Genomic DNA, 13,358 nt, shown 5'->3' with positions numbered 1-13,358 from the left:
GGATATCAGACACGTTGACAGTGCATTAGGCTCGGGGCCGCATGGTCAAGATTACCGGCTCCCCTGGCCCCAAGGCGACGCGCGTCGCGAGTGTGGACACGCCTGTCACGCAGGCGCCCTCCGCCGCGACCGTGGCGCCCTCGCGCCCCTCCAGCGCCACTTCGTCCATGGCCGCCGCGGTCTCGGCGGGCGCGAAGTCTCCAGCGCAGCAGAAGACGGAGCAGCAGCTCTCCGCGCTCCCGGAGGGCCCCACGCGGCAGGCCCTGTTGAAGGCGCTTTCGAGCGGCCTGCCTCCCGCCGACGCGGGCGCGATCGCCTCGGCGGTGGGCGGACTCAGCCCCGCGCAACAGAAGGAGCTGTCGGGCCTGCTGTCGAAGGCGGGGGTCAGCACCAAGGCCTCGCCCCGCTCCGACGCGGACGCGGAGCGCACCTTCCTCCTCAAGGCCGTGGCGGGCGGCGCTTCTGGCGCGACGCTCAAGCGCCTGGCGGATCAGATTCGAGGGCGGCCCCCTTCCCACCAGGGCTTCTCCTTCAACCCGCTGTCCGCGTCCGCGGGGGCCACGAAGCGCTCGGCCCCCACCAGCGCCGTGGACACCGCCGCGGCGAAGCTCAAGACGGCGATGGATGACATCTGGGGCACCGACGAGGCCGCCGTCTTCGAGGTCCTGGAGGGCCTGGATGCATCCCAGCTCAAGCAGGTGGCGGAGAAGTACGAGAAGCTGACCAGCACCCCTCTGGAAGACGCGCTCCACCTGGAGCTCGAGGGCGCGGACCTGAAGCGCGCGCTCACTGCGCTCCAGCCCCAAGCACCGGCCGCTCACTCCGCGCCAGTGCAGGCCTCCACCAAGGCCGCCGCGACCACGAAGGTCGCCGCCGCGTCCGTCAGCGACATCCAGAAGAACCTCGACGCCATCCAGGTGACGGCCAAGGACGAGGGCACCCTCCAGCGCGGCAACGCCGTGGAGCTCAACGACCTCATCCCCCGCAATGTCGCGACCCTGAAGCCCCCCAAGGCGAAGGCCTACGCTCCGTTGAAGAAGGCGGTGGAGGCGCGCAACAAGGCGGAGGCCGCCGTCAACGCGGCCACCACCGAGCCCGCGAAGAAGGCCGCGCAGGAGAAGCTCAAGACCGCGGAGGAGACCGTCAAGGCCGAGGGCGAGAAGGTCAAGGAGTGGCTCAGGAAGAACATTGGCGACAATCCCGCCCTCCGCGATGCCAAGGCGGCGGTGAAGGTCTCCGAACGCGCGCTCGCCGGGCTGGAGGCGAAGCAGAAGAAGGCGAAGGTTCCCAAGGACCCCGCCGAAGCGGAGACGTTCCGGCAGTCCCAGAAGACGGCGCTCGACGCGGCGAAGGCGAAGGTCACCGACGCGCAGGCCCGGATGAAGACCGTGAAGGACGGGCTGCTCGCTCGGGTCGACGCGTACGCGCCCATGGTCGGCGTCAAGCAGACCCGCTCGGACGTCACCGTGAATGGGACGACCGTGCGCATGCGGGATGGCCGTGAGACCGCCTACACGAACTCGTGGAACGCGGTGGATGGCGGCGCCGTCTCCGGGGACTCGGCCGCGCAGGTCACATCCCAGTTGGAGAAGAGCGGCATCAGCGAGGACCGGCAGAAGGTCCTCGAGTCCATCTCCGGCCTGGAGGGCACCTTCAGCAAGGTGAACACCTGGGACATCGGGCGCGTGTCGTGGGGCTTCACCCAGTGGACGCTCGGTAAGAATGGCAACGGCACGCTCGCCGAGTTCATGCGGGACCTGAAGAAGACCGACCCGGCCCAGTACGAGAAGAGCTTCGGCAAGTTCGGCATCGACATTGGCAAGGAGGGCGTGGTGCTCACCCGGCCGGACGGCACGGTGCTCAAGGGCGTCGCCGCGGCCGAGGCCATCCGCACCGACGTGAAGCTGTCCGCCATCTTCATGGCCGCGGGCGCCGACCCGGCCATGCAGCAGGCTCAAATCAAGTTCGCCAACGAGGGGAAGATCTCCGGCACCCGCGACAGGCCGGTGTCCGTGACGGGCAAGGACGCGGAGGGCCATCCCAAGAGCGCGAAGCTGAAGCTCAAGGACGTCGTCACCAGCGAGTACGGCACCGCCATCATGACCGACCTGGCGGTCAACGCCGGGTCGGGCGGAAAGGTCGCCGCCGCCGCGCTGGAGAAGTACGTGAAGGACAAGGGCGTGGACCCCGCCAAGGTGAAGGAATGGGGGCCGGACGCGGAGAAGGCCATCATCGCCGCGCTGGAGCACGCCTCGCGCTCGGAGCGGCTGGCGCACCATGCGAAGGCGGGGTTCAGCAAGGAGCCCGGTTCCTTCACGGACTGATGCAAGGAAGGCCCCTTCCCCACGCATGCGGGAAAGGGGCCCGATACTTCAAGACGACCGGGGGTGCTTCAGCTCCGGCGGCGACGGCGGCTCACCGCCAGCGGCAGACCCGCCAGCGCGAGCGCCCAGAACGGAGCGCTGCTCGCGGCGGCGCAACCCCCGCCCTCGTCTTCGTCGCCACCCGGCTCTTGCACCACGGGCGTGCCGTTGCCCACCTTGATGCTCAGCTTCGTGGCCGCCGCGCGGTCGCCGTCGCTCTTCTGGTCCGCGTTCGCCGAGTTGCCCGCGCCGAAGAGGTTGAGGGTGACGTCCGTGGCGGGCGCGACGAGCGAGAAGTTGAAGCGCAGCTCCGTGCCCGTGAAGGCCTGGGGCGCGGAGTGGGCCAGCTCGCTGCCCAGCTTCTTCATCCCGGTGCCGGCCACGAGGCTGGCTCCCGCGTCGTCCACGGCGATGCCCGCGCCGCCCGTCTTCCCGGCCCCGCCCCGGATGATGAGGGTGTACTGGCCGGTGGCGCCCTTCTCCAGCGTCGAGGGGCCCTCGAACTCCACGGTGGGGGCCTCACCGCCCTTGTGGCAGGTGTTGCAGGTCGCCGTGTCCTTGCCGGAGTTGCCGCTGATGCCCGTGCTGGTGGCGAAGGCGGACGTCGCCCCCAACAGCGCAATGACAAACACGCCCGCGTGGCGCATCGAATTGCCGTTCATGGTCTTGGGTCCTGGGACTAGCGCAGCTGGAGGAAGGAAAAGGACAGGCCCGGCGTCTTCACCGTGGCCTTGCCGTTGTCGCCCAGCACCCGGAAGGTGGTGGACGAGGCGCCGGCCCCGAACTCGGTGTAGAGCGTCTGGTTCTCCGACTCGAAGAGGAAGACGCTGCCGGAGGTGGACGGGAAGTCAGCCTTCCGCGTCGCGGTCAGCGTGGCCAGGTTCAGCTCCCACCACTGCCAGCCGGTGCCGCTCGCGAGCGTGCGCGGATGCGAACCCTCCGACACCGGAGTGATGCTCTCATCGAGCACGCGCACGTACGCCGTTCCCGGCGTGTGGCTCGGGATGAGCGCGCCCGCGGTGCCCCCGCCCACCAGCTCCGCCAGCGAGCGGTAGAAGGTCTTGTCGAAGTCGCGCGTCGTAGGATCGAACCGGAGCAGGCAGGGCTCCGGCGAGTCCGCGCCCACCACCCGGCGCGACGCCGCGCCGTACGCCTCCGTCGCGATGTAGACCTTGCCGTCGGTGCCGAGCGCGGCGTCGTGCGTGTAGCCGCAGCGGTCGTCCGTCGCGAGCGTGACGGAGTCCGTCGCCGTGTCGATGGAGACCACGCCCGCCTTCTTCGTGACGCTGCTGCCCTCCACCGGCCTCCAGCCCACGGGCATGATGATCTGCCCACCGGTCCGCACGACCGCGCCGGAGAACGCCATGACCGTGTTCGGGAGGACCAGGGCGTCCAGCGAGCGGGTGTCCGTCACGGTCATCGCCGTGGGGTTCCAGATGACGATCTTCGCGGCGTTACCGTCGAAGAAGTACGCCTTCGTCTCCGAGACGAACTGGAAGTTGGCCTGGTACTCGCCCAGCGACGTCACACCCTGGGCGCTGAAGCTCACGGTGCCCGAGGCCTCCAGCTTGCCGTCGCTGTTGAGCTTGTAGCGGGTCACCGTGGCGCTCTCGTCGCTCACCACGTAGACGGAGCCTTTCTTGGGGATGCCCACGCCCAGCGCGCGGCCGGAAATCTTGATGGCGCCGTCCAGCGACAGCGACGCGGCCTTCTCCGCGTCCGGCGTCACCAGGACGTAGCTGTCGGAGGGATCCTCCGCGAGCAGCTGGGTGGTGATGGCGTACAGCGGACCGTCCGTGTCCGTTCCTTCCTCTTCGTCGTCGCCGCAGCCCGCGAACAGGGACAGGGCGATCGCTGCGGTGGAGAGTCGCAAGGAACGCAAGGCAAACAGATGCTTCATCGGCAGTGGCCTCTTGGAGTGGGGGGATGAGCGCCTGCCCTTTCCAGCCGGGACGGGGACCCGGACATGAAAATGATAGGCATTCTCATTTTCATGTCCTCTAGAGATCTAGACGCGTGATGTCAAGAAAGAGACGTGTTCTCCTTGAATCAGGACTACCTGGGGTGATGTGGGAGCCGGAAGTCGAGCCCGGTACGCCGGTCCCGGCACTCGCCCCTATAGTCCTCTCATGAGGGACGCTTCCGCCCCGCTCCGCTCCATCGTCGCCCTGCCCCTGACGCAGGAGGGCTTCGCTCCCTTTGGCGACGTCGTGTCCGCCGGGCTCAAGAGCGGCGCGTCGGCGAACCAGGGCACCGCGGTGCGCTTCGACTGGTCGGCGCGGCTGGAGAACGGTCGGCCGGGGGCGAAGCCCAACCTCGCGGTGTTCCGCTCCGTGCCGCAGCCGCTTCCCTTCACCGTGAAGCTGCTGGAACACCATCCCCAGTCCAGCCAGGCGTTCCTGCCCATGCGCTGCTCGCGCTTCCTGGTGTGCGTCGCGCCGACCGCGCCTTCGGGCGGGCCCGACCTGGATGGGCTCGTCGCCTTCGTCTGCGGCCCCGGCCAGGGCGTGAACTACCACCAGGGCGTGTGGCACCACCCCATCATCGCGCTCGATGAACCGGCCGAGTTCGCGATGCTGGCGTGGGAGGACGGGAGCGCGGAGGACTGCGTCGTGCGGCAGTTCTCCACGCCCGTCTCCGTCATCGTCGGGGACTGAGCGGTCCCCTACCCCTCCGACTTCGGCTGACGCGCGAGCCACGCGCGCCACTCCTCGGCGGTCTCGTACTGCTCACCGGAGAGCTGCTTCAGGACCAGGATCGCGGGCTCGCTGTTGATGGGTATCTGGAGCGCGGACATCTCCACCAGCCGCTCCCCTAGCTGGCGGATCAGCCCGGCCCGCTGTGCCTTCAAGGCCTCCGGCGACAGGTCCGCCAGAAGGTAGGTCAGCAGATAGGTCGCCTTGTTGCGGTCGCTCGAGTTTGGCAGCGCCACCGCGTCCGCCACCGTAGCCACGTCCAGCAGCGGCTTCGTCGCAGCCTCCTGCGTGGCCGTCAGCACGCGCAGCACGTTGTTGCGCACCCCGTAGTCCGGATCCCGAATGAAGGGCTCCAGCCGCTTCACGGTCTCCTCGGCCGTGGGCGCGTAGGCCATCAGGGACGCGGCCGCGCCTCGCTTCCCCGGGTCCGATTCCTCGCGCAGGACGGCGCTCAGCCCGTCCAACTGCTGGGGCACCTTCGCGAGGAACTCCGGTTCGTAGGCCGCGAGGTCCGGATGGCCGAACCCGCCAATGCAGTGCGCCACCTTGCAGCTGGAGTCCTCGGCGAGCTTGCCCAACATCTGGAGCATGTTCAGGCGCTCCTTGTACGCGTCCCACCGGGCGACCAGCCCTTCCGGATCGGCGGGGTGGCCCTTGGGTTCGGGCAGGAAGCGCAGCCGGGCTGCGTCCTCGGCGTCCACCATGTCCATCACCACATAGGCGGTGCCCTTGCGCTCATCGGCGAAGTAGATGGACATGCCCACGTGGGCGTAGGCGAGGCCGTACTGCTCGCGCAGCGCGGCCTCCTTCTGCTTGAAGACGGCGGCGCTGTGCACGATGGGCTTGCCCAACTCCAGCCCCATCACGCGCTGGACCGCCTCGCGGTCCACCTTCCGCGAACCGAACGCATCCACCCCCATGAGCGTCATCACCGGGAACGGAGGTTCGGGCGCCTTCGACAGATTGGCGCGGGCCTCCGCCACGATGCCGCTCCACGCGGGCAGCGCGTGCAGCGCCGCCAGCTCCGGGTTGTATTCGAGGTGATCCGCGTCGTAGTAGCCGCCCTGGACCGAGCGCTTCAGCACCTCCACCGCCGCGTCCGCATGGCCCGCGAGGGAGGCACACCCCGCGGCGCGATAGAGGGACTCCGCGCGGTCCGGCCCCTCCCCGTTCGCCTCGCCGGAGGCGAGGAAGCGCTCCGCGCACCGCTCGAAGTCCAACGCGAGGTAGGCCTGCTCTGCTTCCTCCGAGAGCTGCTGGGCCCGCGCCGCTGGGTCCGCCGGCTTTGGAGCATGCGCACAGCCCGCACCCAACGCGACCACACCCAGCGCCATCACGAATCGCATCTGGACCAACCTTTCGAGAAAGCGCGTATCTCATGCAAGCTGCGCGCAGGTTTCAAGGAGCCCCAACCATGGCCAACGCCATCTCGAAGACCGCGTACTACACCCTGGCCTGCCGGGCGGAGGACGCGCGCAAGCCACGGCCGCTGTGCAATGACACTTACGCGGCCCGCTTCATGGATGACGAGGCGCGGCGGATCTGGTCCAACTTCCAGTCCTTCGACCGGCCCAACGCGAGCAACGCCGCGCGGCATCAGATCATCGACGCGCTGGTGCAGGAGGAGCTGGACCGCGCTCCCGACGCGCGGGTGGTGGTGCTGGGCGCGGGCTTCGACACGCGGGCCTACCGGCTCCGCGGCGGCCGGTGGCTGGAGGTGGACGAGCCCGCCATCCTCACGCTCAAGGACGCGAAGCTGCCGGTGACGGAGGCGAAGAATCCGCTCGAGCGGCTGCCCATCGACTTCGGGACGGAGTCGCTCGCCCGGAAGCTGGAGCCCTACCAGGACCCGCGGCGCACGCACGTCATCATCGAGGGCGTGCTCATGTACCTGTCCACCGCGCAGCGCCGGGACATGCTCACGGTGCTCCAGCAGGTGTTCCCCCACCACGCCGTGTACTGCGACCTGATGCGCGAAAGCTTCCAGCGCGAGTACAGCGCCGACCTTCACGCGGTGCTCGCCAGCATGGGCGCGTCCTTCCAGGACATGACGGACACGCCGGAGTCCCTCTTCCTGGAGGCGGGCTACACGTCCGCGTCCGCCACCTCCGTGCCCCAGCGCGCGCTGGAGCTGGCCGGGAAGCGCGTCCCGGCGTTCATCGTCCGGCGGTTCATGCAGCCGGTTCGCGACGGCTACCGCATCTGGAAGTTCGAGCGGCGCTGACGCCTCACTTCGCCTTCGGCGCCGCGGGAGCCTGCCCCAGCGCCACGCTCCCCAGGATGAGGGTGCCCGCCGCCAGCATGGTGGGCGTCACCGGCTCGCCCAGGAGCAGCCAGGCCCAGGTCAGCGCGAACAGCGGCACCAGGTAGGTGACGACGGCGGCGCGCGGAGCACCGATGCGCTGGATGAGGCGGTAGAACACCGCGTACCCGAAGCCGGTGCAGACGACGCCCAGGGCCGTCGCCGCCAGCCAGGGGCGCATGCCGATGGGCTCCGTGGGCCACGTGGCCACCGCGAAGGGCAGCAGCAGCACCGCGCCGCAGGCCAGCGTGGCGGCGGCGACCGCGGCGGCTGGCAGTCCGGTGAAGTGGCGGCGCACCAGGTTCGAGCCAATGCCATAGAGGAACGCGCCCGTGGTCCCCGCCGCCGCGGCCCAGGCGACGCTCGTACCCGCGGCCTTGCCGCTGGCCAGCACCACCACCCCGGCGAAGCCCACGAACAGCGCCACCGCGCGCCGGCCCCCGATGCGCTCGCCGTAGAAGAGGAACGCCACCAGGGCCGTGAAGAGCACCGCCATGCTGTTGGTGATGGCCCCGACACCCACGGGGGCCTGCCGCGCGGCCCAGGCGAACAGCGTGAAGGGCACCGCCGCGTTGACGACGCCCACCAGCGCCAGCCGGGGCCACAGCGCGGGACGGAGGGCCGAGCGCGCGCGCCAGAGGAAGGGCATCAGCACCGCCGCGCCCAGCACCAGGCGCAGCGCCACCAGGGGAATGGGGCCGAAGGCCGGCGCCGCGATGCGCAGGAACAGGAAGGACGTGCCCCAGATGGCCGCCAACCCGCCCAGCTCCAGCGGCGTGAGCCACGCCCGGTTGAAGGTGGGAGTCACGGCCTGGGGATGGGTGGGAACGGATGCGCTCATGGCGGCCCCCTCGTACGAGGAAGGAATCTGACTTCTGTCTGGCCCTCTCTTCACGCCGAGGCCCTTTCTTCACAAGCGCATCCTTTCCGTGTCAGACATGAGCCAGATTTGAGGCTCGCCCCCATGCCCCTCCACACCGACCTGCTCCCCGCCCTGGCGGCCTTCGAGTCCGCCGCCCGCCACCAGAACTTCGCCCGCGCGGCGGAGGAGCTGCACCTGACCGCGAGCGCCGTCAGCCACCACGTCCGCAAGCTGGAGGACCGCCTGGGCGTCGCGCTCTTCCAACGGCATGCCCGGGGCGTGGCGCTGACGGCCGAGGGGCGCCAGCTCGCGGACGCCGCCAGCAACGCCCTGTCGGACATGGACCACGTGCTCGGGGGCCTCAAGCATTCGCGGGACGAGGACGCCGTGGTGCGCGTCACCACGGTGCATTCGCTGGCCTATGCGTGGCTGCTGCCGCGCATGCCGGAGTTCACCACGCGGCATCCGCGCATCCGGATCCACGTGGACACGGAGATGGCGCTCACCCGCTTCGACGAGGGCGGGCCGGACCTGGGCATCCGCTACGGCCAGGGGCCCTGGCCCGGTCTCAACGCGCAGCCGCTCATGGACGACGCCCTGTTCCCCGTGGCCTCGGCGCGGCTCGCGGGCATCGAGCACGTGCGCGACGCGGCGGACGTGGCGAAGCTCCCGCTCATCGCGGACCTGAGCCGTCAGGGCTGGCAGGACTGGTTCCGCTCGGCGGGCGTGCGCGGGGCCAGGTTCGAGGAGCGCTACAGCTTCAGCGACACCACCGGCGCGCTGATGGCCGCGGTGCAGGGCCTGGGCGCGGCGCTGGCGCGCGAGAAGATCGCCACGCCCTACTTCGCGGACGGCCGCCTCATCCGGCTGCCCGGGCCCATCGTGCCCACCCGCGCCAGCTACTTCGTGGTGTACCCCGCGCACCGGCGACTGCGTCCTGCCGCGCGCCTCTTCGTGGACTGGCTCTTGGCACAACGCGACAGCGCGTCAGTGCCACCGCCCGCGACGCAAGGCGTTGCACCGTCACGCAGGAAAGTTTCCCAACAACACGCTTCAGCCCAGGGTGATGACAAACCCTCCCAATGACATGCATTTACTTGTCTGTGAAACAGGTTCACAGTGGCCGCGCCGTTCCCTCACGAGGAGCACGCATGCGCACGCTGGTGAAGTCGCTGTTGGCTTTCTCCGCTGTGGTGTCGCTGGCCCCCACGGCTGCCCTTGCCATTCCGCCCCAGTGCATCGACTGTTGGCTGCCCGACTGCAACGTGCTGTGTCACATTGGGTCGGAGCAGATGACCTGTGCTGAGTACTACGGCTACGCCTGCGTTGCCGGCGCGGCGGTCTCAGAGCCCACCGCATCCGTGACCGGAGCCGAGGCCCGCCAGGCAGAGGAGTCCTCGCAGGTGTGCAGCGAGGAGCACCCCGCCGCCGAGCAGGCCCTCACCGCCGGCACCTGAGCCGCGGTCCGTTTCCTCGCGAGGCCCGGGCTTCATGTCCGGGCCTCGCTGTCGTTCCTGTCGTGACACGTACCGGCCGTGCGCTCCGACGGTGAACCACTCCCCAGCCCTCAGGCAGCCAGGCATCCCCCGCACTTTCGCTTGTGTCCGCCTCCCCTGCTCCGTAGGTTGCGGGCAGTTATATGGGCTCCCATACAAATCGGCCGCCACCGCCTCCAGAGGTATCCGGAGAGGTGCGCGCGGCCATGGACGGCGTGCGGCGGCTGGTACGGCTGCTGCGAGTCTCTGCTCGCGCTTCCGAACGGCTGGTCGGTATCAGCGGCGCCCAGCTCTTCATCCTCCAGGAACTGGCGGAGAGCGGGCCCTGCTCCATCAATACGCTCGCGGAGCGCACGCTCACGCACCAGAGCAGCGTGTCCGTCGTCGTCACCAGGCTGATTGAGCAGGAGCTGGTGAGCCGCCGCCGCTCCGACGAGGACGGCCGCCGCGTGGAGGTGGCGCTGGAGCCCAAGGGCCGCGCGCTCATCCGCAAGGCGCCGCCCATGGCCCAGGCCCGGCTCATCTCCGGGCTGCGCGGGATGAAGCCCGACGTGCGCGCGGGACTGGTCCAGGGGCTGGACGCATGGGTGCGCGCCCTGGGGCTCGACGGGGACGTGGCCCCGCTCTTCTTCGAGGAAGAAAACGCGCGCCCTTCGCGGCGCGGAAAGACACAGGAGCACACCGATGAAGAAACCTGATGTGGAACGCATCGAAGAGGGCCTGGGCGAGGGGGCGGAGGCACGGTCCAGCCTCCCCGTGGCCCCGTCGATGGGCCCCGCGCTCGCCAGCCTGCGCACCCCTCCCGTCTCCGTGTCGGTGGACTCCCGCACCGTGCTCATCAGCGGCATGGCGGTGGTGCTCGCGGTCCTCGCGGGCTTGGTGGCGCAGGGGCTGGGCTCCCTCATCCACTTCGTCACCAACCTGGCCTTCTTCGGGCGCCTGTCCGTGCAGCCGGTGTCGCCCGGAGACAACACGCTGGGCGGCTGGGTCATCCTGGTGCCCGTGGCGGGCGCCATCATCGTGGGGTTGATGGCGCGCTACGGCTCGCGGGCCATCCGGGGCCACGGAATCCCGGAGGCCATGGAGCAGGTGCTGTTCAACCAGAGCCGCATCCCGCCCCGCATGACGCTGCTCAAGCCGCTGTCGGCGGCGATCGCCATCGGCACCGGCGGCCCGTTCGGCGCGGAGGGCCCCATCATCGCCACGGGTGGCGCGCTGGGCTCGCTGCTGGGACAGGTGCTCCACGTCACCGCGGACGAACGCAAGGCGCTGCTCGCCGCGGGCGCCGCCGCGGGCATGGCCGCCACGTTCGGCGCGCCGGTGTCCGCCGTGCTCCTGGCCGTGGAGCTGCTGCTCTTCGAGTTCAAGCCCCGCTCCGTCATCCCCGTGGCCCTGGCCACCGCCACCGCCACCGGAGTGCGCATCGCCTTCATGGGCGGCGCGCCCGCGTTCGCCATCCCGGACCTGACGACTCCGTCCGGTGGGGCGCTCGCGTTCTACGGCGTGATGGGCCTCTTCATCGGCGCAGCCTCCGTGGCGTGCACGCGCGCGGTGTACTGGCTGGAGGACATGTTCGAGAAGCTGCCCATCCACTGGATGTGGTGGCCCGCGCTGGGCGCCATCGTCGTGGGCGTGGTGGGCTTCGTGTCCCCGCGCACGCTGGGCGTGGGCTACACCAACATCGAGGACATCCTGTCCGGCCGCTTCGTGGGGACGACGATGCTCGTCTTCTGCGCGCTCAAGTTCATCTCCTGGTCCGTCGCGCTGGGGAGCGGCACGTCCGGAGGAACGCTGGCGCCCATCTTCACGCTGGGCGGCGGCCTGGGCTCCGGCCTGGGGTTGCTGGCCACGCAGCTGTTCCCCAGCCTGGGCGTGGACGTGCGCGTCGCTGCGCTGGTGGGCATGGCCGCCCTCTTCGCGGGGGCGTCACGCGCGCTGCTCGCGTCGGTGGTGTTCGCCTTTGAAACCACGAGGCAGCCGCTGGGCCTCTTGCCGCTGCTCGCCGGCTGCGCGGCGTCCTACCTGGTGTCCGCGCTGCTCATGCGGCACTCCATCATGACGGAGAAGCTGGCCCGCCGAGGCGCCCGCATCCCCACGGAGCTGGGCGCGGACGCGCTGGGGACGGCGCTCGTGCGCGACCACGGCCTCAAGCTCGTGGTGACGCTGCAGGCGGACATGCTCCTGGAAGAGGTGCGCACGTGGCTTGCGTCCGACGCCTCGGGTTCCAAACACCAGGGCTTCCCCGTCGTGTCCCGGGAAGGGACGCTCGTGGGCGTCGTCACGCGCAGGGACCTGCTGGATGGCCACGCGAGCGAAGGCCGCCGGCTGCGAGACGTGGTGAAGCGGCCGCCCGCGGTCGTCTTCGAGGACAGCTCCCTGCGCGAGGCGGCGGACCTGATGATGGACGAGGGCGTGGGCCGCCTGCCCGTCGTCTCCCGCGCGCAGCCCCAGCAGGTCGTGGGCATCCTCACCCGCAGCGACCTGCTCGCGGGCCACCGGCAGCGGCTGGCGAACGAACGCACGCGGGAGCGCGGCCTGGGCCCCGCGCGTCCTCCGGCGCCCCGCCCCGCGTGAGCGCTCCGGCTCAGGTCGTCGCGGCGACCCGGGCCGGACCTGCCTTCGCCTCCTGCTCGCGGCGCAGCGCCGCGAGCGTCTGGCGGATGCCTTCCGCGTAAGGCGTCTTCTGCACCGTGCCCAAGAGGCCGCGCAGCGCGGAGTCGTCCATCAGCACGGGGTTCGTGAGCAGGTAGTACATCTCCACCAGCTCCCGCATGAAGGGATCGAAGAGGCCCGCCAGCCGGACCATCCCCTTCCCCATGGCCATCGTCTTCGGCGCGTGGCCCGCCTGCGCGTACATCTCCTTCACCATCTCGCGCTGCGTGGTGGCGCCCGCGCCCGCCAGGTTCCAGAAGCGGCCGTACGCGCGCGGCTCGTCCATCAGCGCGGTGACGATGGGGCCCACGTCGTTCACGAAGACGAACTCATGCGGCGCGTCCAGCGGCCCGATGAGCGGCGCGCGCTTGCCCTGGTTCGCCGCGACGAAGGCCCGGTACAGGAAGCTGCGCTCCACGCCCGGCCCGTAGAAGTCCGGCAGCCGGAGGATGGTGCCCTTGATCTTCCCCGCGGCGTCCGCCTCCAGCAGCAGGTCCTCCTGCGCCTTGCGCATGCGGCCCTTGTAGGAGTTCGGCTCGCGCGGATGGGACTCCGTCACCGTCGCGGTGCGCGGCAGGCCGTATGGATAGACCGTGCCGATGAGCACCACCCGCTCCACGCCCTCCGCGATGGCCGCGTCCAACGTGCGGCGCATCAACTCCGGGTGCAGGTGGAACTGCCAGTAGTTCACCCCCACCATGTAGATGAGGGTCCGCACGCCCCGCGCCGCGGCCCGGATGGAAGCCGGGTCCTCCGGATTCCACGTCACCACCTCCGCCCGCGGATCCGCGCCGAACTCCCTGCGCAGGCTGCCTTCCGAGCGCCCCACCACCCGGTAGGCCTGCCCCTGCGCCTGGAGCGCCCGCGCCACAGACTGACCGATGACGCCCGAGGCGCCGAACAACGCCACCGTTTCCATGTCGCTCTCCCGGAAAGCCGAACGGTCGAACTTTTTATGAACACCGTTTGGTGAACACCGTTCATTTA

The 13,358-nt window shown here is 70.0% G+C and carries 12 protein-coding genes; 7 read left to right on the top strand and 5 right to left on the bottom strand.

Annotated features, from left to right (window positions below; all coding sequences use genetic code 11):
• Positions 1-41 precede the first annotated feature (41 nt).
• Complete coding sequence (locus tag GTZ93_RS36560) at positions 42-2,324, top strand: hypothetical protein (protein ID WP_139918028.1); 2,283 nt, start codon at positions 42-44, stop codon at positions 2,322-2,324.
• A 68-nt stretch (positions 2,325-2,392) separates the two neighbouring features.
• Here the strand turns inward: GTZ93_RS36560 and GTZ93_RS36555 are convergent, their stop codons facing one another.
• Both GTZ93_RS36555 and GTZ93_RS36550 read right to left on the bottom strand, forming a co-directional pair.
• Positions 2,393-3,025, bottom strand: coding sequence for an MXAN_6652 family MXYO-CTERM-anchored protein (locus GTZ93_RS36555; RefSeq protein WP_139918030.1), 633 nt, complete (start codon positions 3,023-3,025; stop codon positions 2,393-2,395).
• Positions 3,026-3,042: 17 nt separating this feature from the next.
• Positions 3,043-4,263: an MxcI protein gene (locus tag GTZ93_RS36550; RefSeq protein WP_139918032.1), complete on the bottom strand. Its 1,221-nt coding sequence runs from the start codon at positions 4,261-4,263 to the stop codon at positions 3,043-3,045.
• Between the two features lie 229 nt (positions 4,264-4,492).
• Between GTZ93_RS36550 and GTZ93_RS36545 the strand changes: the two genes are divergently transcribed.
• Positions 4,493-5,020, top strand: a complete 528-nt coding sequence (locus GTZ93_RS36545; RefSeq protein WP_139918034.1) for an ureidoglycolate lyase — start codon at positions 4,493-4,495, stop codon at positions 5,018-5,020.
• Positions 5,021-5,028: 8 nt separating this feature from the next.
• Here GTZ93_RS36545 and GTZ93_RS36540 read toward each other — a convergent pair whose 3' ends face one another.
• On the bottom strand, positions 5,029-6,405 hold the full coding sequence (locus tag GTZ93_RS36540) for a HEAT repeat domain-containing protein (protein ID WP_139918036.1): 1,377 nt from the start codon (positions 6,403-6,405) through the stop codon (positions 5,029-5,031).
• Positions 6,406-6,473: 68 nt separating this feature from the next.
• On the opposite strand from GTZ93_RS36540, the gene GTZ93_RS36535 reads away from it, so the two are divergent.
• Entirely contained in the window at positions 6,474-7,283 is an 810-nt protein-coding gene (locus GTZ93_RS36535) for a class I SAM-dependent methyltransferase (protein ID WP_161663273.1), read from the top strand.
• A gap of 4 nt (positions 7,284-7,287) precedes the next feature.
• Here the strand turns inward: GTZ93_RS36535 and GTZ93_RS36530 are convergent, their stop codons facing one another.
• Positions 7,288-8,202: a DMT family transporter gene (locus GTZ93_RS36530; RefSeq protein ID WP_139918040.1), complete on the bottom strand. Its 915-nt coding sequence runs from the start codon at positions 8,200-8,202 to the stop codon at positions 7,288-7,290.
• Positions 8,203-8,325: 123 nt separating this feature from the next.
• On the opposite strand from GTZ93_RS36530, the gene GTZ93_RS36525 reads away from it, so the two are divergent.
• From GTZ93_RS36525 to GTZ93_RS36510, 4 genes are all read left to right on the top strand, one after another.
• Complete coding sequence (locus GTZ93_RS36525) at positions 8,326-9,309, top strand: LysR substrate-binding domain-containing protein (protein WP_161663272.1); 984 nt, start codon at positions 8,326-8,328, stop codon at positions 9,307-9,309.
• Positions 9,310-9,374: 65 nt separating this feature from the next.
• The gene (locus GTZ93_RS36520; RefSeq protein ID WP_139919028.1) at positions 9,375-9,680 is read left to right on the top strand and encodes a hypothetical protein; all 306 of its coding nucleotides are present in this window, start codon (positions 9,375-9,377) and stop codon (positions 9,678-9,680) included.
• A 245-nt stretch (positions 9,681-9,925) separates the two neighbouring features.
• Positions 9,926-10,417: a MarR family winged helix-turn-helix transcriptional regulator gene (locus tag GTZ93_RS36515; protein WP_257979216.1), complete on the top strand. Its 492-nt coding sequence runs from the start codon at positions 9,926-9,928 to the stop codon at positions 10,415-10,417.
• Entirely contained in the window at positions 10,404-12,293 is a 1,890-nt protein-coding gene (locus GTZ93_RS36510) for a chloride channel protein (protein WP_139919030.1), read from the top strand. The genes GTZ93_RS36515 and GTZ93_RS36510 overlap by 14 nt, the downstream gene beginning before the upstream one ends.
• Before the next feature lie 10 nt (positions 12,294-12,303).
• Here GTZ93_RS36510 and GTZ93_RS36505 read toward each other — a convergent pair whose 3' ends face one another.
• A complete protein-coding gene (locus GTZ93_RS36505) occupies positions 12,304-13,290 on the bottom strand; it encodes an NAD-dependent epimerase/dehydratase family protein (protein WP_139919031.1) in 987 nt (328 codons plus the stop codon).
• Positions 13,291-13,358: the final 68 nt, after the last annotated feature.

Origin of the sequence: Corallococcus exiguus (genome assembly GCF_009909105.1) — a bacterium.
GTDB classification, from domain to species: domain Bacteria; phylum Myxococcota; class Myxococcia; order Myxococcales; family Myxococcaceae; genus Corallococcus; species Corallococcus exiguus.
The sequence above is the reverse complement of the archived record's forward strand: the minus strand, read 5'-3'. Positions and strand labels throughout refer to the sequence as shown.